Source organism: Streptomyces hokutonensis (assembly GCF_042751305.1).
Taxonomy (GTDB): domain Bacteria; phylum Actinomycetota; class Actinomycetes; order Streptomycetales; family Streptomycetaceae; genus Streptomyces; species Streptomyces hokutonensis_A.
The window spans coordinates 217,184-237,455 of the sequence record NZ_JBHYWD010000012.1 but is presented as its reverse complement, the minus strand read 5'-3'; the positions used below and the strand labels follow the sequence as shown (position 1 = coordinate 237,455).

Annotated in this window: 18 protein-coding genes and 2 pseudogenes; 8 read left to right on the top strand and 12 right to left on the bottom strand. The window is 69.6% G+C overall.

What is annotated here, in order from left to right; translation table 11 throughout:
* Positions 1 to 30: 30 nt before the first annotated feature.
* The 5 genes from ACFXC1_RS30270 to ACFXC1_RS30250 are packed head-to-tail and all read right to left on the bottom strand — an operon-like array spanning position 31 to position 5,501.
* A complete protein-coding gene (locus tag ACFXC1_RS30270; protein WP_381248265.1) occupies positions 31 to 999 on the bottom strand; it encodes an SCO2521 family protein in 969 nt (322 codons plus the stop codon).
* A 1-nt stretch (position 1,000) separates the two neighbouring features.
* Positions 1,001 to 1,984 carry an SCO2522 family protein gene (locus ACFXC1_RS30265; protein ID WP_381248262.1) on the bottom strand — a complete coding sequence of 328 codons (984 nt, stop codon included), beginning with the start codon at positions 1,982 to 1,984 and terminating at the stop codon, positions 1,001 to 1,003.
* Positions 1,981 to 2,898, bottom strand: coding sequence for an SCO2523 family variant P-loop protein (locus tag ACFXC1_RS30260; RefSeq protein ID WP_381248260.1), 918 nt, complete (start codon positions 2,896 to 2,898; stop codon positions 1,981 to 1,983). Before ACFXC1_RS30260 ends, ACFXC1_RS30265 begins: the two co-directional genes overlap by 4 nt.
* Before the next feature lie 3 nt (positions 2,899 to 2,901).
* Positions 2,902 to 4,743 carry an SCO2524 family protein gene (locus ACFXC1_RS30255; protein ID WP_381248257.1) on the bottom strand — a complete coding sequence of 614 codons (1,842 nt, stop codon included), beginning with the start codon at positions 4,741 to 4,743 and terminating at the stop codon, positions 2,902 to 2,904.
* A 20-nt stretch (positions 4,744 to 4,763) separates the two neighbouring features.
* On the bottom strand, positions 4,764 to 5,501 hold the full coding sequence (locus tag ACFXC1_RS30250) for an SCO2525 family SAM-dependent methyltransferase (protein WP_381248254.1): 738 nt from the start codon (positions 5,499 to 5,501) through the stop codon (positions 4,764 to 4,766).
* Between the two features lie 185 nt (positions 5,502 to 5,686).
* On the opposite strand from ACFXC1_RS30250, the gene ACFXC1_RS30245 reads away from it, so the two are divergent.
* Positions 5,687 to 6,247, top strand: a complete 561-nt coding sequence (locus tag ACFXC1_RS30245) for a GNAT family N-acetyltransferase (RefSeq protein WP_381248251.1) — start codon at positions 5,687 to 5,689, stop codon at positions 6,245 to 6,247.
* Here the strand turns inward: ACFXC1_RS30245 and ACFXC1_RS30240 are convergent.
* Positions 6,135 to 7,274 (bottom strand): abortive phage infection protein, encoded by a 1,140-nt coding sequence (locus tag ACFXC1_RS30240; RefSeq protein ID WP_381248248.1) that lies wholly within the window; start codon positions 7,272 to 7,274, stop codon positions 6,135 to 6,137. The two genes, ACFXC1_RS30245 and ACFXC1_RS30240, sit on opposite strands and share 113 nt — an antisense overlap.
* Before the next feature lie 147 nt (positions 7,275 to 7,421).
* On the opposite strand from ACFXC1_RS30240, the gene ACFXC1_RS30235 reads away from it, so the two are divergent.
* Complete coding sequence (locus ACFXC1_RS30235) at positions 7,422 to 7,730, top strand: serine hydrolase (RefSeq protein WP_381248245.1); 309 nt, start codon at positions 7,422 to 7,424, stop codon at positions 7,728 to 7,730.
* 413 nt (positions 7,731 to 8,143) lie between these two features.
* On the opposite strand, the gene ACFXC1_RS30230 is transcribed toward ACFXC1_RS30235, so the two are convergent.
* The 3 genes from ACFXC1_RS30230 to ACFXC1_RS30220 all read right to left on the bottom strand — a co-directional run bounded on the left by ACFXC1_RS30230 (position 8,144) and on the right by ACFXC1_RS30220 (position 9,733).
* Positions 8,144 to 8,605: a protein-tyrosine phosphatase family protein gene (locus ACFXC1_RS30230; protein ID WP_381248449.1), complete on the bottom strand. Its 462-nt coding sequence runs from the start codon at positions 8,603 to 8,605 to the stop codon at positions 8,144 to 8,146.
* A 12-nt stretch (positions 8,606 to 8,617) separates the two neighbouring features.
* The gene (locus tag ACFXC1_RS30225; protein WP_381248243.1) at positions 8,618 to 8,941 is read right to left on the bottom strand and encodes a hypothetical protein; all 324 of its coding nucleotides are present in this window, start codon (positions 8,939 to 8,941) and stop codon (positions 8,618 to 8,620) included.
* A gap of 78 nt (positions 8,942 to 9,019) precedes the next feature.
* Positions 9,020 to 9,733, bottom strand: coding sequence for a FadR/GntR family transcriptional regulator (locus ACFXC1_RS30220; RefSeq protein WP_381248446.1), 714 nt, complete (start codon positions 9,731 to 9,733; stop codon positions 9,020 to 9,022).
* A gap of 201 nt (positions 9,734 to 9,934) precedes the next feature.
* Here ACFXC1_RS30220 and ACFXC1_RS30215 point away from each other — a divergent pair, with 201 nt between their 5' ends.
* From ACFXC1_RS30215 to ACFXC1_RS30195, 5 genes are all read left to right on the top strand, one after another.
* A complete protein-coding gene (locus ACFXC1_RS30215) occupies positions 9,935 to 11,569 on the top strand; it encodes an ABC transporter substrate-binding protein (protein ID WP_381248240.1) in 1,635 nt (544 codons plus the stop codon).
* 236 nt (positions 11,570 to 11,805) lie between these two features.
* The gene (locus ACFXC1_RS30210) at positions 11,806 to 12,765 is read left to right on the top strand and encodes an ABC transporter permease (RefSeq protein WP_381248237.1); all 960 of its coding nucleotides are present in this window, start codon (positions 11,806 to 11,808) and stop codon (positions 12,763 to 12,765) included.
* The gene (locus ACFXC1_RS30205) at positions 12,765 to 14,762 is read left to right on the top strand and encodes a dipeptide/oligopeptide/nickel ABC transporter permease/ATP-binding protein (protein ID WP_381248235.1); all 1,998 of its coding nucleotides are present in this window, start codon (positions 12,765 to 12,767) and stop codon (positions 14,760 to 14,762) included. The genes ACFXC1_RS30210 and ACFXC1_RS30205 overlap by 1 nt, the downstream gene beginning before the upstream one ends.
* The gene (locus ACFXC1_RS30200; protein WP_381248232.1) at positions 14,759 to 15,778 is read left to right on the top strand and encodes an oligopeptide/dipeptide ABC transporter ATP-binding protein; all 1,020 of its coding nucleotides are present in this window, start codon (positions 14,759 to 14,761) and stop codon (positions 15,776 to 15,778) included. Before ACFXC1_RS30205 ends, ACFXC1_RS30200 begins: the two co-directional genes overlap by 4 nt.
* Positions 15,775 to 16,710 (top strand): dihydrodipicolinate synthase family protein, encoded by a 936-nt coding sequence (locus ACFXC1_RS30195; RefSeq protein ID WP_381248230.1) that lies wholly within the window; start codon positions 15,775 to 15,777, stop codon positions 16,708 to 16,710. Before ACFXC1_RS30200 ends, ACFXC1_RS30195 begins: the two co-directional genes overlap by 4 nt.
* Before the next feature lie 144 nt (positions 16,711 to 16,854).
* Here the strand turns inward: ACFXC1_RS30195 and ACFXC1_RS30190 are convergent, their stop codons facing one another.
* Both ACFXC1_RS30190 and ACFXC1_RS30185 read right to left on the bottom strand, forming a co-directional pair.
* Positions 16,855 to 18,042 carry a sialidase family protein gene (locus ACFXC1_RS30190; RefSeq protein ID WP_381248227.1) on the bottom strand — a complete coding sequence of 396 codons (1,188 nt, stop codon included), beginning with the start codon at positions 18,040 to 18,042 and terminating at the stop codon, positions 16,855 to 16,857.
* 50 nt (positions 18,043 to 18,092) lie between these two features.
* Positions 18,093 to 18,727: pseudogene (locus ACFXC1_RS30185) on the bottom strand (LuxR C-terminal-related transcriptional regulator).
* Positions 18,728 to 18,786: 59 nt separating this feature from the next.
* Here ACFXC1_RS30185 and tnpA point away from each other — a divergent pair.
* Positions 18,787 to 19,059 (top strand): annotated as a pseudogene (tnpA, locus tag ACFXC1_RS30180) (IS200/IS605 family transposase); the annotation flags it as partial.
* Between the two features lie 263 nt (positions 19,060 to 19,322).
* Here the strand turns inward: tnpA and ACFXC1_RS30175 are convergent.
* Positions 19,323 to 20,027 (bottom strand): TerB family tellurite resistance protein, encoded by a 705-nt coding sequence (locus tag ACFXC1_RS30175; protein ID WP_043676541.1) that lies wholly within the window; start codon positions 20,025 to 20,027, stop codon positions 19,323 to 19,325.
* Between the last annotated feature and the right edge of the window lie 245 nt (positions 20,028 to 20,272).

Here is a 20,272-nt window from a genome sequence, read left to right as displayed (position 1 = left end):
CCGCCGGATCGTTCCCGGGACCTGGGTCGGTCAGCGCGACGCCAGTGCCTTGTACAACAACGGTATTGCCTGGACGGCCAGTTGGTCACGAACGCGTTGGACCAAGGTCTGCCACTGCCGGGTGAAGCCGGGTTCCCGTTCGAGTACGTCCCACAGGGGGCTCAGTGTGCGGTCCACATGTGCGCGCGGCATCCACAGATGCAGCAGGTGATCGACGGCCGGACGCAGCGCCACGACCGCCGCGGGCCCGTCCGCCGCACCGAGCCGACCGTGCTCCAACATGTGCACCAGCGTCGTCAGGAGCCAGTCGTGCAACGCGAGATCTTCACACAGTCCCGCGACTGCGGCGGCCGGAATGTCCTCCGGCACCCGCAACCCGACGGTCCGCAGCCCGTCCTCGGCCAGCGTGAAGCGGTCGAGTGATGGATCCGATCCCGGAAGCGTCCGCAGGGCTGCCCAACGCAGGTGTGTCCGACGGGACTTGAACGGCGCCTTGTGGTCGAGGAGCGGATGGCGCACCAGTTGCGCCAGCAACCCCTCGGCGATCATTCCCAGGTCCAGTTCGCCGCGCCCGCCGCCGCGCAACACCCCTTCGGCGGTGGCCTGTCGGGGCAGTTTCCCGAACGGCTCGACCACCCCGGGCCGGACGAGGTAGTGCCCCCAGGGACGGCGTACGTCGGGGCCGTCGGCCGGGGCGCTGAAGTAGGCGGTGGACTGGAGGACCCGGCCCTCGGTGAGCGCCGCGCGGGTGGCGACCGTACCGACTGCCCGGACCTTGGCGCCGTTCGACGTGGGCAGCCGGCAGTCCACTCCGGTGAGGACCTCGGGCGAGAGGACGTACTGGTTGGGTCGCTCGGAGACCTTGACGTGTTCGTCGGCGCGCAGCCGCAGCAGTTGGGCTGCGGCCGGGCCGTCCAGTGCCTGGAAGGACGGCAGCAGACAGGTGCGCACCTCGCCGCAGGCGAGGACCGAACGCGCGGAACGTCCGGGGGGCGTCATCTCAAGTCCTGCCCTGCGCGACGGAGTTGGGGGGCTCCTCGTAGAAGACGTAGGTGGCGCGCTGCGCCACCGCCTCCGGTACCGCGACACCTTCGCCCGCGGACCGCTTGGCGACCTGTTCGAGCGCGTCGGAGTCGACGTCCACCTGGTCGAGGATGAGCCGTACGGCGTCCTCGACGGCGAGGAACCGGTTCGGCATCAGCGTGCAGGTGCGGTAGGCGCTGAACGGGGCCCGGGAGTCGTTGAGTTTGAGCAGCGGCGGCAGCCGGTCCCAGTCGCGCGGGAACTCCCCGCCGGGCCAGGGCTGCGGGACCAGCACGGGCTCGCCCAGGTGCCGTAGCAGACCGAGGCGGGCCAACTGCCATACGGCGGCCAGGAACGGGCAGGACCACAGGCGGCCCTTGTCCGTCTCGGACCACAACTCGACGTCCATGAAGACCGAGTGGTTGCGGGCAGCGGTCTCCTGGGGCGGCTGCCAGGCCGGTACGTCGGCGAGCGCGCTGCGCGTGGGTGTGCTGCGCTGTCCGTTGGCGAGCCAGCCGGTCTGGCTGACCGGCGGCCGGGAGCCGTGGCTGCCCGGCGGCGGCGACTCCACCAGGCGGTGCATGACGGACTCGGCCAGTTCGATCCGGTCGGCGACCGCGCAACCCGACTCGCGGGCGAGGTAGTCGATGACGACGCCGGCCTTCTCGGCCTCTTCGAGGACCAGCGGAATGAGTTCGGCGGGGGTGGAGAAGCGGGTGAAGTAGTCGTCGATCAGGAAGCAGGTGCTGATGCGGGGGCGTTTGCCGCCGATCCGGCGGGCGGCGGAGGCGCGTACGGCGTCCACCCAGATCCGCACCTCCTCGAAGTGCGCGCGCAGCCGCTCGGGACCCGCCTCGAAGTCCTCCATGTACAAGTGGCCCAACTCCAGCGAGAGATGGGCCAAGGGCACGGACTGGGTGCGCGGGTCCGCGGTGGTCTCCCGGAAGACGGCCTCCGTCATGCCTCCTCCCAGTACTTGTCGTCGGTGAGCCGCGCGGCCAGGTCGTTCAGCGCCTGCCAGGTCTCCATGGTGGCGATCTGGCTGTCCAGCACGTCCTCGTCGGTGATGAGTTGCTCACGCCACTGGAGGACCGGTTCGAGGGGTACCTGGCCGAGCACCTGGCTGTACCCGATGCCGTGGTGCGAGGCGAGCTGCTTCAACTCGCTGTCGCAGCGCTCCATCCAGGCCGACTGGGTGGGCGTGGCCTGCGACCACAGCGCCGAGTCCGGATCGGGTACCGCGGCCCGTACGAAGCGGATGGCGCGGCGCAGCGCGTCCTCGTCGTGCCCGCGGGCGACGCCGCCGGCCAGGATGCCGCGTTTGCCGTGGACAAGGCTCGCCGCGGCCTCCACGTGCTGGCGGGTCCAGCGGTGGAAGACCAGCCAGCGGGCCTCGACGCCGCTCAGCTCCCGTTGTGCGGTGGCCGCCAGTGCCATGTCGACGGCGTAGCTGCGGCCGGCGCTGAGGTCGACGACGATCAGGTCGAACTCGCCGTTGAGGCGCAGCAGGAGGTCCACGCAGCGGCGCAGGTTGTCCCCGGTGGTGGCGAACTCGCCGCCGCTGAGATCACCCGGCATCAGGATCAACCGGCCTGCGCCGGGCGGTCGGTTGCGCAGCACCCGGTGTTCGGTGTCCGCCCAGACGTCGACCCTGATCGGTTCGCCGACCTCACCGATCAGGTAGGAGTGCAGTCCGCGGTCCTCGGCGGCCTGACGGGCGGCGGGCACGTCGAAGACGGTCGAGGCGGTGGGCGAACCGAAGTCGAAGTCCAGGTAGCAGACGTCGTCTCCCGTCAGCGCCCGCTGGTAGGCAAGGTTGGCGCTGGTCACGGAGCGGCCCGTGCCTCCCTTGTCGGAGGCCGCGAAGATCAGCACGGTTCACACTCCCTGGATCGTGGCGCCTTCGCGGGCCCGGACGAGTGTGTCGAGCCGACGCAACACGTCGAGCGCCAACGCGTAGGCAGTACCGGGCTGTTCGTCCATCAGGGCGCGGGCGCGGCGCAACGAGACCTCGATGCCCTTGAGTTCCAGTCCGCGCTTTCCGTCGGGGGGAGGCGGGGGTTCCATCAGTTCATTACCGAAGAGGTGAGTGGCTTCGCTGATCAACGCCCTTGCCTGTTCGGCCAGTTGGACGCTGCGGATCGGCGGCTGCCCGTACATCTTGTGCGCTTTCACCATCGCCTCGGTGACCCGCTCGGTGATGCTCCAGGACACCCGCCCGCCGGGGATCGCGGTCTCCGGGTAGACGGCCTGCACGTTGTCCCACAGACCGGCGCCCTCGCCGTCTCCGATGCGGCGCCGCCACACATGGCCGAGGGTGTCCTCGGCGAGCCTGAGCAGCCGGTCGTGCGCGGAGAGGTTGCGGGAGAGTGTGCACAACTGGACCGTGCGCTTGAGGAGTTGCGTCGAAAAGTCGTTCATCGTCCAGTCCATGGGCGGACCGATGGTGCCGCCGCCCTGCAGTGGCAGGGTGACGCCGGGGTTGTGCAGATGGACCACGGGGTCGTCGCGCGTCATACGGCTGGTGATGCGGCCGCGTTCGCCGAGGCGCTCCATGACGCGGACCGTGCGGGTCAGGTCGTCGTCGGTGGCCCGGCGGCGCAGCAGGTCGTGGACGAGGATGGCGGCGACGGAGAGGGAGAAGTACTCGGACTCCAGCTTCTGTCCCGTCGTACGCCAGGGGATGTCCTCCAGTGGCCAGCGGTCGCGGTCGAAGCGGGCGATCCGCGACCAGTACTGCTGGGTGATCTCCCAGCGCAGCCGCAACGCCTCGGCGAGCTTCTGCTGTTCGGTGTTGAGCAGGCCCAGGGTCAGGGTGCGGTCCGAGAACAGGTCCTCGATGCCGTCGAGCGCGACCACGGTGAAATAGAGGTACGGGACCGGGTTGGCGACGCCGGCGGGCTGCGGCCCGATGGGTTCCTCGGTCATAACCTCAGGGGCGTCCCGCACCAGGCTCCAGGCCCAGCCGCACTCAAAGAACTGGCTCTCGTCCTTGAGCGCTTCCTGGACGTCGACACCGAGGATGAAGCTCTCGATGATGGCGGCGCGCAGCGGGCGGAACCGCCGCTGGAATTTCTCCAGCACCTGACGCGTCGACAGCTGCCGCTGGCCGAGGAGTTCGGCGAGCGTCCGGCCCTGGGAGGAGTCGGTGTCGTAGACGTTGACCGTGAACGAGCGCAGCAGGCTCACCATGGCGGCGGTGAGCCGGTTGCTGGTCGCGGTCTTCAGTTCCCTGATCGTCTCCTTCATGTCGCCGCGGCGGGTCTTCGACTCGTAGACCTTGAGGAAGCCGAGCAGGGCCAGGCAGAGCGTGATCGACATGGAGAACGAGTCAGTGACGCCGAGTTGGCGCTGCTCGTCGGTGAGGTCCTGATCCTTGTCCCGGGACTTGAAGTAGTCACCGCCCGCGAACGTGGGCCTCTTGTCGTCGGTGTGGGTGCGCATGAACTCGACCGCCGCCGTGACGAGGTTGGCCGGAATCTCCAGCCGCCCGCCCGCGCGCTTCAGTGCCCACAGGACGTCGTTCTCCGTGGTGTCGGGGTCGTCCAGCCGGAACGACGGCAGCTCGGTCGCCGGATACAGCAGGCAGAGCAGTCGCTCGGCGTCGGCGACACTGTTTTCCCCGCTCGTTTTACCCCGCGACCACTCCCCGTCGTCGAAGGAGTACCGGGCGACCGCCTGCCAGATGTCCAGCAGATGCTGGCGTGGCTTGATCTCCATCCCCTGCCCCCTCAGGAAATCTACGTACGCCGATAACCGCGGGCCACGATCATCGATTTGTAGCCGTCGCGCACCTTGTCGTGCTTCCCCACCGAAAACGTCCGCAGCCCCTTGGCATGGCCCCTGAGCGTGCGGCGTATCTGCCTCCTCCGTACCTTGCACGCGGGGAAATCCAGGCCACCCACCTCATACCCCTCGGACTTCTCCATGAAAGCGGCGGCGAACGGTGCTCCGGGCTCAAGATAGTGAAAAAAGCACTTGATTGCCTGCTCGAACTCGGTTTTGGAGGCGGTGATGGATTCGGCGACGAAGAACATGGTGCCGAGAGTCCAGCGTCCCTCCTGCCCCGCCAGGTGGAAAAGATCTCCCTCCTCGACCCGGACGACCTGCTTGAATCGCTCCCTCGGGTCATGGGGATATGCGGCATACCCATCGTTCTGGCACAATTCCCGCCAGAACGCGTCCCAGTTCGCGTCATAACCGTCCGACTGACCCAGGAGATACTCCACATTCCGACTCGACCGGTCGAGCAGGGTGATCTCATCACACCAGGGCAACATCGCCAAGGCCGGATAGAGATTCGCTCCAGCACCCACATCGATGCCCCGGATCCGACGCCCCGGAAACCGGCGGAAATGATCACTGAAATGATCGCGAACGATGGCGATGATCTTCGCATCGGCAGGAAGCACACTGCGGTAGTTGTGACTGATGTAGTCCACTGGGTTGAATTCGTCCCAGGGTACGTCCGCGTTCAACCGCGGAAGGTCTTCCAGTGATCCAGAAGGCATGCCCCACCGTATCAACATCATCGATCCACGGGACCCCCTTTCTCCCGCCATGCGACTGGCGCTGATGCATGAAGGGCGCATGGCGGCAACACGCTCCCAGGCATTGCCCCAGACCCTTGAACAGCCCTGGCACGACGGGAAATCCTGGGCGGATGCCGCTCAATCCCGACCGGATGCCGCTGTGCATCCGGTCCGCCGTCGAGAACGACCTTCCCGCGCTCGCCAGCCTCGACGCGGAGGCGTTCCCGATGGAGCCGTACCCCTTCTTCGTCCTGCGTCAGTTCTTCGACGTCTACCGCGACCATCTCCTGGTGCTGGACGACGGGCGCCTTCTGCACGGGTATCTCATCGCGACTCCGCCCGATGCCGGCCTGAGTTGGATCCTCAGCCTCGGTGTCACCCCGGACTCGCGGGGCCACGGTCTGGGTCGCTGGCTGATGGTGCAGTCGCTCGGACAACTGCGCTCCGAGCGCGCGCACGAGGTCCGGCTCACCGTCGACCCCGACAACGACCGAGCCGTCTCCCTCTACGCACATCTCGGGTTCACTCAGACCGGAGACGTCCAGAAGGACTACCTCGGTCCGGGCAAACATCGCATCCTCATGACACTTGAGCTGCCCGATAGCGCCGCGCCACCGCCCGAAACGCCTCCTTCGGCTCCCAGTGCCAGGGTGAACTCGGGTCGCCAGGGCGGTCCTCGACGGTCTTGGTGATGGCGTAGCTCGCCATGTCGAGGTCGTGGCGCGGGTCGTCCGCGCGGTGGGGGGCGTCCGGGGTGACGAACTCGAAGGCCATCGCGCCGTAGAGGCCCATCGACTCGAAGACCTCCAACAGGTCGGCCACATAGGCGGCTTGGGTGTGTTCGCTGCGGACCAGGTGGCCCTTGATCTGCTCCGGGTTCTTGGTGTGGTCCACGACGTTCCAGCCCATGCCGGCCGTCTTCTCGGCGCCCTGGTACGCGCAGGCGCCGAACTCGGTGATGGCGACGGGCTTGCCCCAGCGCTGGTAGCGGCGCAACTCGCGTACGTAGGAGGCGGGTTGGCGGAAGTACGAGTAGTAGTCGATGCCCACGATGTCGAAGAGGTTCCAGTCGACCTCGTCGTCCTGGGCGGCGGCGTAGCCGAGGTTGCCGTGGAAGACCGAACGGCCCAGCGCTGCCGCCTTCTTGGTGAAGGCGTCGAGCTTGCGCTGCATCCTGACCGGGTCGAAGGTGCCGTTCAGGAGGTTCTGCACCCGGTCCAGGACCGTCGCGCCCGGCACCATCCCGGGGACGAACAGCCAGAACTCGCAGCCGACGCTGAAGTCGACGCTCGCGCCCTGCCGGCGCAGGCGTTCCGCGAACCGGCCGGTCTCCGCGAGGTGTTCGAGGATGTCCCGCTCCGGGACGTCGGCGAGGGTGGGCTGGAGCCAGATGTGCAGGCCGAGTTCGGCGGCCCGGGCGGCAGTGGCGGTGAGGCGGTCGACGCCGTCGCCGGTGACCTCGACCGTGTCGGCGTGCAACTCGTCGCGGATGGCACGCAGGTCGGCCCGCATCCGGCTCGGGCTCCAGGCGGTGGCGGGGGTACCGCCCTCGCCGACGGTGTAGACGACGCCATGGCGGCGCAGACCGCGACCGCGTGAGCCGGTCACCGTCTGCGCCTTGGCTGCCGCCTGCCCCGACGGCAGCAGCGCGCCCGCTGTCCCGAGGGCCAGCGCCCCCGCCAGGAACTGTGCCCTGTTGATCCCCGTGGTGTTCGCCATGCACCCACTGTGCCGAGCCCGGCCCCGGCCCGGCATCGACCGATGGTCTACGGCGGGGCAACGAAGGGATGAGCCCTAGCGTCGGTCACTGGAGAGATCGTCGACGGAAACCGACCGATCGTCGACGTCGACCGAACAAAGGAGAGCGTGATCCCAGGCCGCGAACAGTCCTCCGGGCCCGCGACGACCAGCCGCCGTACGCTCCTCGCCGCCGGTGCCGTCACCACCGCGATCACCCGCCTCGACCGCGACCGGCTCACCGCCTGGCTTCTCAACAACACGACGAGCGCCGCCCGTTTCCGTGCCGGGCTTCCCGCGAGCTGGACGATCGCCGACAAGACGGGCAGCGGCGACTACGGCAACGCCAACGACGTCGGCATCGCCTGGACGGAGGCCGGTGCCCCGGTCGTGCTCGCGGTCCTGACCACGAAGCCGACGCTGCCCGACGGGCCGTAGGGCAACCAACTGGTGGCCGAAACGGCCGAGTTGGCGCCAGCGGCTGTCGGCCGGCGCGGGAAGTACTGCCTCGGTGCCACCCCCACCACCCGGTGGAAACGCCGCCGTGAAAGAGCTCGCCGACGCGTACCCCACCCGCCGTGCCACGGCCTCCACCGGCAGCCCCTCGACCAGGTACGGCAACCCGGCCTGCATCCGCAGCCGTTTCCGCCACTGGCCGAAGGCGAGGCAGGTCTCCGTTACCGCGCCCGGGCGGCACCTTCGCGGGCAGCGACGGTCAACGCAGCTTCCGCTTCCGGCTGTTGCACTTCCGGGACACCATGAACACCCTCGATCCGGCGACGCTCCCGGCCCGGCTGGAGCGGGCCGGCTTCACGGAGGTGGCGGTGGACCTGGAAACGGCGAGCCACCGCCTACGCTTCCGGGGCCGCCGGGCCTGACGGCGCCCCGAACCGCAGCACGTACCGCCGCTGCCACGGTGTCTCCACCGCGTGCCGGTCGTAGTGGGCGCGGACGTAGGAGACCGCCTCCCCCGGCGGTACCCCGTCGAGGACCGCCAGGCAGGCGAGTGCTGTGCCGGTGCGGCCCCGGCCGCCGTGGCAGGCGAGTTCGACGCGCTCGGTGAGCGAGCGGTGCCAGGCCTCGGTGAGGACCGTGTGCGCCTCGGCTCGGTCGGTGGGCAGTCGGAAGTCCGGCCAGCGCAACCACCGTGCCTGCCAAGGGACTTGGGGTGGCTGCTTGCCGAGCAGATACACGCCGTACGTCGGGGCGGGGCTGTCGGCCGGGAGTGGCCGGCGCAGGCCGCGGCCCCGGACCAGACGGCCGGAAGGCAGCCGTAGGACACCCGGGTCCCGCCCGTCCCACACCACTGTCATCTCACTCACCGCTCATACGTCCGGTGCCTCGCGCACCGACTTCTCCAGCAGTGCGCTCGCCGCCCATCGCATCACGTCCCGTGCCTCCTCGGGGTCGAGTCCGCAGGCGTCGCGGGTCGCGATCAGTGCCTCGACGCCGTACACGAGGGTGACGGCCGTGGTCAGTCGGCGGTGGAGTTCGGGCGGGAGGGTGTCGGCGAGGGGTTCGAGTGCGGTGCGGGTGTAGCCGAGGCGGGTCTGGTTGCGGGTGGGAATCTCCGGTTCGCCGCCCTCGTGCCCGTGCTCGTGCTGGGCGAACCAGCGTTCGAGGCTGGCCCGCACCAGCGTCCGCCACATGGCCTCGGCGCCGAGCTGAGAACGTGCGGCTGGACGGCGCGTCGATCGTGGCCCAACTCACCGCTGCCTGAGCACGGTTCAGCCCACCCCGCGGGACTCCTGCGCCGCACGCGCCTCGATGCCGCGGAAGTGGTCCGCCATCGCGCGCTGCGCGCCCTCGACATCGTGGGCGCGCAGCGCTGTGACGATGTCGCGGTGGCGGCGGACGGTGTTGTCGGGGGTCGGGTCGTCGGTCCAGCCGCGGGCTCCGGCGACCCGGTGGAACACCGTCCAGAAGGCGCCGAGGAGCTGCGGGACGAGTTCGTTGCCGAGCGAGGCGTAGAGCAACTCGTGGAACTCGCGGTCGAGTTCGGGGAAGGACCGGCCGGCACGGCCCGCCTCCTCCATCCGGTTCACCACCGCATCCAGGCAGTCAAGATCGGGTTCGGTGAGGACGGCGGAGACCCGATGAATCAGGCCTTCCTCCAGCACCTCGCGCACCTGGAGGATCTCGGCCAGGGCGTCCGCGTCGTCCTCGTGCCTGGTGAGGGTGCGGAAGGTCAGGCCGTCGGCGAGCGGGGTCAGCGAGGCCCGGCCCACGTAGGTGCCGTAGCCGTGCCGGATCTCCACGATGTCGAGGGCCTGGAGCGCCTTGAGGGCCTCGCGGACGGAGTTTCTGCTGATCCCGAGGTCCTCCATCAGCTCGGCCTCGGTGGGCAGCGGCGCACCGGGCTGGAGCTTGCGGTCGAGGATCAGCTGGACGACCTCGCGCTGTATCCGACTGTTCCTTGGCTCCCCGGACATGCGCCGCATCGTACGCGCACCGGAGGTCCCACGTCCCATGTCCTGGCTCGGCCGTCCCTGAAAAGGCATCAACTTCCGCCATTTCAAACCGCCATTGGTCCGACCTCTGGCGGCTACGCCATTCGTGTGTGATGCCTTGACCGCCCCCACGGGCGCTCTTATGGTCGCGCTGACCGCAGGACGTAGGACGTCGTACCTCCTGGAGGAACCGTGCGCGAAGACGTGAACCGGAACGTGCCCGCACTGCACCGCCGGGCGTTCCTGAAGTACTCCGGCGCGCTGGGCGCGGCGGCGGCGATCTCCTCGTCCCTGACGGCATGTTCGTCCGGGCCGCAGTCGACGAACGACACCGGCGGCGGGGGCACCGGCAAGAACCGCACCCTGACCGCGGTGATCGGCTACGGCAACGACGGCAGCTGGGACCCGACGATGACCGCGTCGGCGTTCTGCATGGCCGGCAACAACCACATCTACGAGGGCCTGATCGACACCGATCCGATCACCCGCGCGCCCTACCCGGCGCTGGCGACCGCCGTGCCGAAGGACACCAGCGGCACCTCGTGGAAGTTCACGCTGCGGGCAGGCGCCAAGTTCCACGACGGGCAGCCGGTCACGGCCGACGACGTGGTCTTCGTCTTCGACCGCATCCTCGACCCGAAGACGACGACCCTCGCGCAGGGCTTCTTCGTGAGCTGGCTGAAGGAGGCCCGGAAGATCGACGCGCAGAACGTCGAGCTGGTCCTCAAGTTCCCCTTCCCCGAAGGGATTTCACGCCTCACCCTCGCGAAGATCATGCCGAAGCACATCTTCTCGCAGCCGGGTGCCTGGGACGACGCGATCAAGGGCAAGGCGGTCGGCTCGGGGCCGTACCGGCAGACCGCGCACCACCCGAAGTCCAACACCACCTTCGCCGCGTTCACCGGCTACAACGGCCCGCGCCCGCCGGCCTTCAAGACGATGAACTGGCTGACGATCGTCGACGCGGCACCCCGTGTCGCCAAGATCTCCGGGTCCAGCGCGGGCGCGCAGATCGCCGACAACATCCCCTACGCCAACATCCAGCAGCTGCGCGGCGGCGGGCTGACGGTCGCGGGCGGGGCCGGGATGAACAACCTGTTCCTGATGTTCAACACCCAGCACAAACCCTTCGACGACGTACGGGTGCGCCAGGCGCTGCACTACGCCATCGACACCGGCAAGATGGTCCAACTCGCCCTGCGCGGACACGGAAAGCCGTCCTCGTCCTTCCTCAACGAAGGCAACCCGGCCTACCGGCGCGCGAAGACGGTCTACGACTACGACCCCGACAAGGCGAAGGCGCTGCTGAAGGCGGCCGGGGTCAGCGGACTGAGCGTCAACCTCATGTCGGTGAACGTGAGTTGGATCGTCGACTGCCTGCCCACCATCAAGGCGTCCTGGGACGCGATCGGCGTGAAGACCACCCTCTCCCCGCAGGAGACCACGGCCGTCTTCACCAAGATGGACCAGAAGCAGGACTACCAGGTCGTCGCCGCCGCCTCGAACCCCAACCAGTTCGGCCTCGACGCCGACCTGATCATGCACTACAACTACGGCCCGCAGAACCTCTGGATGGGCTACGCCCGTTGGGCCCAGAACTCCGTCGCCAAAAAGCTCTTCAAGGACATGGACCAGGCGACACGAGAACCGGACGCGGCGAAGAAGAAGGCGATGATCCAGGACTACATCGACATCGTCGCGGAACAGGCCGTGCTCTACCCGGTCGTCCACAACGAGCTGATGACCGCCTGGGACCCGAGGAAGCTGACGGGGATAAGGGCACAGCCCTACCCCGGCATAAACGTCCTCCAGGCCAAATGGGTCTAGGGCCTGTCCGGCGGATCAGGTCGGAGGAAAGCAGCGGCGCCTTACAAGCACGGGTGAGCGGGGTCTGGCGCGTGCAGCTGCAAGGCGGAGGAGGGCGCCGACGCGGAGCGTCGGCAACCGACGACAACGCCGCTGGGGGTCCCCCCACGCCTTTAAGGCAGTGGGGGAAGGCGTGCCAGACCCCGCGTCTCCGGCATGATCCGCCGGACAGGCCCTAGCCGTACAGGAGTTGGACCATGGTCACCGTCGTCAGGATTCTGGCCCGCCGCATCGTCCTGCTCGTGCCGCTGATGCTCGGCATCGTGCTGTTCGTGTTCGTGGTGATGCGCTTCTCGGACGTCGACCCGGCGTCCGCGTTCTTCCAGGGCGCCAACCCGACCCCGCAGCAACTGCACGACTTCCGCGAGCGCAACGGGCTGCTGGATCCGCTCCCCCTGCGCTACGTCCATTTCGTGGGCGCGCTCCTCCACGGTGACATGGGCACCAGCGCGCTGACCCGGGCGCCGGTCGTCCAGCAGGTCACCACCGCGCTGCCGCTCACCCTCCAACTCACCTTCCTGGGGCTGGCGATCGCGGTGGTGCTGTCGCTGCTCGGCGGAGTGACGGCGGCCATCTACCGGGACCGGCTGCCCGACCAGATCATCCGGGTGGTGTCGCTGACCGGGGTCGCGGCGCCCGGCTTCTGGCTGGCGCTGCTGATGATCCAGTACCTGGCGGTGGACCGGGGCTGGTTCCCGTCCGGCGGCTACATCAACCCGGCGGACTCCCTCACCGGCTGGCTCAAGACGATGGCGCTGCCGGCGCTCGCGCTGTCGCTGCCGGTGGCGGCCCAACTCACGCGCATCGTAAGGACGTCGGTGGTCGAGGAGCTGGACAAGGACTACGTCCGGACGGCGATCGGCAGCGGACTGCCACCGCGGGTGGTGGTCGGCCGCAACGTGCTCCGCAACGCGCTGATGAACCCACTGACCGTGCTGGGCCTGCGCGTTGGATACCTGCTCGGCGGTGCGGTCGTCATCGAGACCATCTTCTCCCTCCCCGGGATGGGCAAGTTGATGATCGACGCCGTGCAGAACGGCGACCCGGCCGTCGTCCAGGGCGTGGTGCTCACGACGGCGACCGGGTTCGTCGTGGTGAACCTGGTCATCGACATCCTCTATCTGCTGGTCAACCCGCGCCTGAGGGATGCCTCCTGATGTTCACCCAGTTCCCCCAGTTCTCCCGCAAGGGCCTCGCCGACTCCCTGTCCCGGCCCGGCATCAGGCTGCGCGGCTGGCGCCGGCTGCCACTGGCGTCGAAAGTCGCGGTGTGCTTCCTGGCGGTCGTGGTGCTGGTGGCGCTGTTCGCGCCACTCATCGCACCGCACGACCCGCTCGACCAGCGGCTCCCCGTCGACGGCACCGGGCACCCCTCCGCCGACCACTGGATGGGCCAGGACAGCCTGGGCCGGGACATCCTCAGCCGTCTTGTGTACGGCGCCCGTTGGTCCCTCGCGATCGGGCTCGGGGCGACCGCGCTGGCCCTCGTCGTCGGCGCGCTGATCGGCGCGATCGCGGCGACCGCGCGCAAGGGCGTCGACGAGACGCTGATGCGCTGCCTGGACGTGGTGATGGCGTTCCCGGGTATCGCGCTCGCGGCCGTCCTGGTCGCCGTGTTCGGCGGCGGGATCACCGTACTGATCTGCGCGATCGCGTTCCTGTTCACCCCGCCGGTGGCAAGGGTCGTACGGGCCAACGTACTTGACCAGTACGGCGAGGACTACGTCACCGCCGAGCGGGTGATCGGCGCCCGCACCCCGCACATCGTCATCAAGCACGTGGCCGTCAACTGCGCCGCCCCGATCCTGGTGTTCTGCACCGTGCAGGTCGCCGAGGCGATCGTGTTCGAGGCGTCCCTGTCCTTCATCGGAGCGGGCGTACGCCCCCCGGATCCTTCCTGGGGCAGTGTCATCGCGGACGGCAAGAACATGGTGCTGACCGGGGGTTGGTGGGCGACGGTCTTCCCCGGCCTGCTGATGCTGATCACCGTACTGTCCCTGAACATACTGTCCGAGGGAGTCTCGGACGCCTGGGCGGCCCCGGCCGCGCGCGAGGTGGACGTACGACCGGACGAGGACCCGCTCGACGCGCCGGAGCCGGGCACCGGCGAGGTCCTCCCGCTCCCCGGCCTGACGGAGGCGGCGCTACGACTCCGGTCCCGCGCACGGCCGTTGCCCGACCCCGACGGTCAACCGGTCCTGGCGGTCGAGAACTTGGCCATCGGCTTCGAGGGCCGCCATCACGGCGTGGACATCGTCGACGGCATCAGCTTCGAGGTGCAGGCGGGCGAAGTCCTGGGCCTGGTGGGCGAGTCGGGCTGCGGCAAGTCGCTGACGGCGCTCGCGGTGATGGGCCTGGAGCCGAAGGGGGCGCGGGTGCGCGGCCATGTCCGTTTCAACCAGCGGCAGTTGGTGGGCGAGCCGATGCGGGTCCGCCGCAAGCTGCTCGGCCACGAGATGGCGATGGTGTACCAGGACGCCCTGTCGTCGTTGAATCCCGCGATGACGATCCGCGCCCAGCTCAAGCAGGTGATACGGCGCGGAGGGCACCGTGGGGCAGGCGAGTTGCTGACGATGGTCGGCCTCGACCCGGAGCGCACCCTGCGCAGCTACCCGCACGAACTCTCCGGTGGCCAGCGCCAACGCGTGCTGATCGCCATGGCGTTGTCCCGCGATCCAAAGCTGATCGTCGCCGACGAACCGACCACCGCCCTCGACGTCACCGTGCAGGCCCAGGTCATAGAGCTACTGCTGGGCCTGCGCGAGGAGTTGGGCTTCGCCCTCGTCCTCGTCTCGCACGACCTGGCACTGATCGCCGACGTCACCGACCGGGTGGTGGTGATGTACGGCGGACAGATCGTGGAGACGGGCGTGACCGCCGACCTGGTGGAGTCACCGGCCCACCACTACACGCGCGGCCTGCTCGGCAGCGTCCTGTCGTTGGAGTCGGCGGCCGAGCGGATGACCCAGATCAAGGGAGTCGTCCCCTCCCCCGCCGACTTCCCGGCCGGCTGCCGCTTCGCCGACCGCTGCCCGCTGGCGAGCGACATCTGCCGTACGACCGCACCGGACCTGGTCGGCCCGCGCACGCACACGGCGGCCTGCCACCACCCGGCGATCGACCTGGTGACGACGGAGAGCGAGACCGTGTCATGAGTACGCTCGTGGATCTGTCCGACGCCCATGTCGTCCACAAGGCGCGCAGCGGCGGTCTGTTCAGCCGCGACCGGGTCTACGCCCTGACCGGCGCCGATCTCACCATCGCGCCCGGCGAGACGGTCGGCGTGGTCGGTGAGTCCGGCTGCGGCAAGTCCACGCTGGCGAAGGTGCTGGTGGGCGTACAGCGGCCGACGTCCGGCACGGTGTCGTTCCGGGGCCGCGACCTGTGGTCGATGCCGGACGGCGAACGCCGGGCCGCCGTGGGCACCGGCATCGGCATGGTCTTCCAGGACCCGTCGACCGCGCTGAACCGCCGTCTGACCATCCGCCAGATACTGCGGGACCCGCTGGATGTGCACGGCCGGGGTGACCGGAGCCAACGGGAGGAACGGGTACGGGAGTTGATGTCGCTGGTGGGCCTGCCGCGCGCGCTGGCGGACGGCCTCCCCGGCCAGCTCTCCGGCGGCCAGCGCCAACGAGTCGCGATCGCGCGGGCGTTGGCGCTGGAACCCGACCTGGTGGTGGCCGACGAACCGACCAGCGCCCTGGACGTCTCGGTGCGCGCCCAGATCCTGAATCTCTTGCTGGACCTGAAGGAACGGCTGGGCCTGGCCCTGGTGTTCGTGTCCCACGACATCCAGACGGTACGGCGGATGAGCGACCGCGTGATCACCATGTACCTGGGCCGGATCGTCGAGGAGACCCCGGCCGACCAGGTCACCGACCGGGCGAGGCACCCGTACACCCGGGCCCTGTTCTCGGCGACGCCGGGCCTGCTGCACCCCATCGACCCGATCCCGCTGATCGGTCCGGTGCCGTCGGCGACCCGTCCGCCGAGCGGGTGCCCGTTCCGTACCCGCTGCTGGAAGGCGGACGAGGTGTGCGCATCCGCCATGCCGGACTTTTCACCCGCGTCGACGCCGGGACATCGCTACCGCTGCCACCATCCTGTTGAGGAGGACCTTTCCACTCGCGACCTGGTTCGCCAGAGCCTCCCAAGGGAGCCTTCATGACCTTCCCCGCCCCGCTGACCGGTGTCGTACCGCCCGTCTGCACGCCCCTGACACCGGACCGCGAGGTGGACGTCCGTTCACTGCTCAGGCTCGTCGACCATCTCGTCGGGGCCGGGGTGCACGGGCTGTTCCTGCTCGGCTCGACCTCGGAGGCGGCGTATCTGACGGACCGGCAGCGCAGGTACGTCGTCGAGGCGGTCGTGGCTCATATGGGAGGCCAACTCCCGGTGCTGGCCGGGGCGATCGACATGACGACGCCCCGGGTGCTGGACCACGTCGCCGCGGTGGCGGACGCCGGCGCGGACGCGGTCGTGGTGACCGCGCCCTTCTACACGCGCACCCACCCGGCGGAGATCGCCCGCCACTACCGTCTGATCGCCGCCGCGTCGCCGGTCCCTGTAGTGGCCTACGACCTTCCGGTCTCCGTCCACACCAAGCTGCCCGCCGACCTCGTCCTCGAACTCGCCGCCGAGGGTGTTCTGGCCGGGCTCAAGGACTCCAGCGGTGACCTCGGCGGCTTCCGTACGGTCGTCACCGGCGCGCGTGCCCATCCCGACATCACGGGGTTCAGCGTGCTGACCGGTTCCGAGCTCTTCGTCGACTCGGCGCTGGCGTTGGGGGCGGACGGGGCGGTGCCCGGTCTCGCCAACGTCGATCCGCACGGGTACGTCAGGCTCGACGCGCTGTGCCGGGCCGGGGACTGGTCGCGGGCGCGGGCGGAGCAGGAGCGGCTGTGCTCGTTGTTCGGGTTGGTGGGGGTCGGTGACCCGGCGCGGATGGGGGGCAGTTCGTCGGCCCTCGGGGCGTTCAAGGCGGCACTGCAACTGCGGGGCGTGATCGAGTGCGCGGCGACTGCGGAGCCGCAGGTGGCGTTGTCGGCGGATGAGGTGGGGCAGGTCGGGAAGTTCCTGGCGGCGGCGGGGTTGCTGTGACCGCCTGGGGGCTCCGCCCCCAGACCCCCGGCCTATGCCCGCCCACCACCCGTTTACTGTCTCTTGAAGGGTGACCGTCAAAACGCCCGAGTCGGGTGGGTGGGTGGGCGGGAAACGGGGGTCTGGGGGCGGAGCCCCCAGGCCTCAGCCCAGCTCAGCAATCGGCACCCGCCGGAACTCGATCGTGTCGTACGTCCCCGTAACCCCCGTCTCGTACAACACCCCCACCGTGTCCGCCCCCACCCGCACCAGATCGGAGTACCCCGCCCGCTGCCCCGACAGTACGACCGCCTTCACGAAACTCCCTCCACCGTCCCCGCTCCGCCAAATCGCCATCCCCTGACGGACGTTGGGCACGGAAGGCGCCGAGAACAGCAACGCCCCACCGGTGCCGGGGAGTTGCAGCACGCTCCCCTCCACCACCGGCACGTCGTCCAGCGTGTGCTGCACGGCGTACGGCCGGTCAAGCGTCTCGCCCCCGTCACTCGAGTACGTGTCGAGCCGGTTGCCCGCGCTCGTGCCCAGCTGATCCCGCGAGCTGAAGTACAGCCGCCCGTCGGGGAGTTCGGCCGCCGAGGACTCGTTCGCGTTGTTGACCCCGGTGTATGTGGAGTCCACGAAGCCCAGCCGCCAGGTCTCGCCCCCGTCGTCGCTGTACAGGTCGTGGCCGCCGTAGTACCTGGCCTCCTGGCCTGTGTCGGTCGACCCGACGCCCGGTGCGGCGGAGTGGTTCGCGGGGATCACCAACCGCCCCGCATACGCACCCCGCGTCAGGGCGACCGCGTGTCCGGGCCCCGTCGCGTACCAGCGCCAGCTCGGCAACTTCACGTCCGCCGTAATGTCCCGCGGAAGCGTAAAGGTGCGCCCGTCGTCCCAGCTGCGCTGCACGAACACCCGGCGGCTCTGCTCGGCCGTGACCTCGCCGCGCATGATCTGGCCCTCGGTCACGGTCCCGCTGTTGTAGGAGGTGACCAGCACGATCGCGCCGGTGCGGGGGTCGATCACGGGGGCCGGGTTGCCCCGGGTGTCCCCGTCGCCGGCGGCCACCACGGACAGGGGGCCCCAGGTGCAGCCGCCGTCGGTGGAGCGCCGTAGGACGACGTCGATGTTGCCGGTGTCGCCGGCGTCGTTGTGCCGCCCTTCGGCGAAGGCGAGGACGGTGCCCTGGTCGGTGGTGACGGTCGCGGGGATGCGGTAGGTGTCGTAGCCGCCGTCTCCCGAGACGTAGGGCACGGAGGAGGTGCAGCCGGAGCGCGCGGAGGCGTGGGCGGCGAAGCTGATGGGGGCGGCCAGTACTGCGGCTACGAGAAGCGTGCGGCTCAGGATGGTCATCGCGCTCCCTTGCGGAGGTCGCCCCTCGCGGGGCGACGCCGACCTGTCCGTCACAGCCTCCCCGGTGTCACCATCCCGGACTCGTACGCCACGATCACCAGCTGGGCCCTGTCCCGCGCCCCGAGTTTGCCCATGATGCGGCTGACGTGCGTCTTCGCGGTGAGCGGACTCAGGCCCAACGCTTCGGCCACCTCGGTGTTGTCGAGGCCGCGCGCGACCAGGGCGAGGACTCCGCGTTCCCGTGCGGAGAGGCATTCGGGGCCGCCGGTGGGGGGCGCGACGGGGCCGCGCAGGAAGCGGGCGACGAGCCGGGCCGTCGGACCGGGCGACAGAAGCGCCTCTCCGGCCGCCACCGTGCGGATCGCGTCGAGGAGTTCGGCCGGACGGGTGTCCTTGACCAGGAATCCGGAGGCGCCGGCGCGATGGGGGTCCCCCAGGCGTTCAGCGCTGGGGGAGCGTCGACGACGTTCTCGCCGGTGTCGTAGGTGGTGAGGACGAGGACCCCGACCCCGGCGAGGTCCTCGTCGGCGGCGATGAGGCGGGTGGCCTCGATGCCGTCGAGGTCGGGCATGCGGATGTCCATGAGGACGAGGTCGGCGCGTGACGTACGGGCCGGCGCCACGGCCTCCCGGCCGGTGCCGGCCTGCCCTACGACCTCCATGTCCTCGGCCGACTCGACGAGCATGGCGAACGCGGCCCGTACGAGGGTCTGGTCGTCGGCGAGGAGTACGCGGATGGCGGTCACAGAGCTTCGGCGCGGAGCCGGCCGAGTTCAACGGCGAAGGCGATCACACTCACCTGCTGGCGCACTACCCACCGAAGATCGCCCTGTCGAAGCTGGTCAACAGCCTCAAAGGAGTCAGCTCCCGCTGCCTGCGCGCCGAGTACACCGGGCGGATCAACCGCATCGGCACGGGGTCGGCGTTCTGGGCACCCTCGTACTTCGTGGGGTCGTGCGGCGGCGCACCACTGAGCATCGTCAAGGACTACGTCGAGAACCAGAAGCGCCCCGCCTGATCACCACCGCCGAAACGCAGAGAACTCCGGCGCCGCGCATCTCCGGGCCGAGGATCGCATTCCCGCCCTGCATGAAGGCCGGGATTCCCTGCGAAGACCAAGGGGTGGAACGGCCCCCTCCGGCACGGATGTCTGGCTGCGATCTCCAGACTTCCGGCACGGGAGGCGTGAGTCGTCGCGCGGGAGGGCGAGTTCCGGCGTACTGCCGGGGGCGGCCGGGGCGGCCGTATTACTCCCTGGGGAGTAGCGGCGAGAGGTCGGGGTCACGACGGTGTGCGCGCCGCCGCCAGCAACCTCGTCACGTCGTCCGAGCAGATGGTGAGGGCCGCGCCCACCGTCGCGAGGGCGTCTCGTTCCGCCGGGGTGTAGGGGCCGTCGGCCAGCGCGATGCGGGCGCCCTGGAGCAGGATCGATTCGCGGCCTGCCGGGGCGAGGTGCGGGGCGAGCGGGTCGAGGGCCTCGTGGAGCTCTATGGCGAGGCCGGCGCCGCTGGGTTCGCCGAAGACGCGGCCGGTGTCGGCGGCCAGGGCCTCGACGAGGGCGCCGAGCTGGTCCTCGGTGCAGTCCTGGAAGCCGGCGGCGCGCACGGTGCCCGCGGCGGCCTCCAGGGACGTACGGGCGCAGGTGCCGCCCGCCGCGAGGACCGCGAGGGCGACCGTGTGGACGGCGTCGCGGAGCATCGCGGAGAAGCGGCTCGTGGTGGGGTGGTCGAGGACGTCGGTGCCGTAGTGGCCCTGGCAGGCGGCGCACTCGACGACCGGCCCGGTGTCGCCGCGCGGCAGTACCGGCATGCCGAGCAGGGTGAAGCGGCGGCGCCCGGTGAGCCGCTGGTAGTTGCGGTCGCCCCCGCAGCCGGGGCAGAAGAACTCGCCGTCTCCGACGCTGGTCCACGCGGTACGGATGCCCAGCACGCGCGCTGCACGGCCCTCATGGACAACTCGGCCGTCTCGTCCCCGTTCTGGCAGCACGTCGCACCTCCGTAACGCCGCGGCAACATCGCCGCGCTGGCGTGATGTTAGCCACATTGTTGAGCTGGAGTCAGTACCCAGGACGAGACCTGCTCGTGACCTGCACATCGAATGGCCGGGAAACGACGGGGGGGGGGGGGCCCCGCCCCGGCGGCGGGCGGGGGGCCGCGGTGGGTGGGCGTTAGCAGCCGGGGGGAGTTTATTTGGGGTGTGGCGGGGTGGGAGCGAGAGGACACCGCAGAGAT

Bases quoted from the DNA above. Each gene is read 5' to 3' on its own strand.
- ACFXC1_RS30270 (WP_381248265.1), bottom strand. From the start codon at position 999: ATGACGCCCCCCGGACGTTCCGCGCGTTCGGTCCTCGCCTGCGGCGAG.
- ACFXC1_RS30265 (WP_381248262.1), bottom strand. From the start codon at position 1,984: ATGACGGAGGCCGTCTTCCGGGAGACCACCGCGGACCCGCGCACCCAG.
- ACFXC1_RS30255 (WP_381248257.1), bottom strand. From the start codon at position 4,743: ATGGAGATCAAGCCACGCCAGCATCTGCTGGACATCTGGCAGGCGGTC.
- ACFXC1_RS30245 (WP_381248251.1), top strand. From the start codon at position 5,687: ATGCCGCTCAATCCCGACCGGATGCCGCTGTGCATCCGGTCCGCCGTC.
- ACFXC1_RS30240 (WP_381248248.1), bottom strand. From the start codon at position 7,274: ATGGCGAACACCACGGGGATCAACAGGGCACAGTTCCTGGCGGGGGCG.
- ACFXC1_RS30230 (WP_381248449.1), bottom strand. From the start codon at position 8,605: ATGACAGTGGTGTGGGACGGGCGGGACCCGGGTGTCCTACGGCTGCCT.
- ACFXC1_RS30225 (WP_381248243.1), bottom strand. From the start codon at position 8,941: ATGTGGCGGACGCTGGTGCGGGCCAGCCTCGAACGCTGGTTCGCCCAG.
- ACFXC1_RS30220 (WP_381248446.1), bottom strand. From the start codon at position 9,733: ATGCGGCGCATGTCCGGGGAGCCAAGGAACAGTCGGATACAGCGCGAG.
- ACFXC1_RS30210 (WP_381248237.1), top strand. From the start codon at position 11,806: ATGGTCACCGTCGTCAGGATTCTGGCCCGCCGCATCGTCCTGCTCGTG.
- ACFXC1_RS30205 (WP_381248235.1), top strand. From the start codon at position 12,765: ATGTTCACCCAGTTCCCCCAGTTCTCCCGCAAGGGCCTCGCCGACTCC.
- ACFXC1_RS30200 (WP_381248232.1), top strand. From the start codon at position 14,759: ATGAGTACGCTCGTGGATCTGTCCGACGCCCATGTCGTCCACAAGGCG.
- ACFXC1_RS30195 (WP_381248230.1), top strand. From the start codon at position 15,775: ATGACCTTCCCCGCCCCGCTGACCGGTGTCGTACCGCCCGTCTGCACG.
- ACFXC1_RS30190 (WP_381248227.1), bottom strand. From the start codon at position 18,042: ATGACCATCCTGAGCCGCACGCTTCTCGTAGCCGCAGTACTGGCCGCC.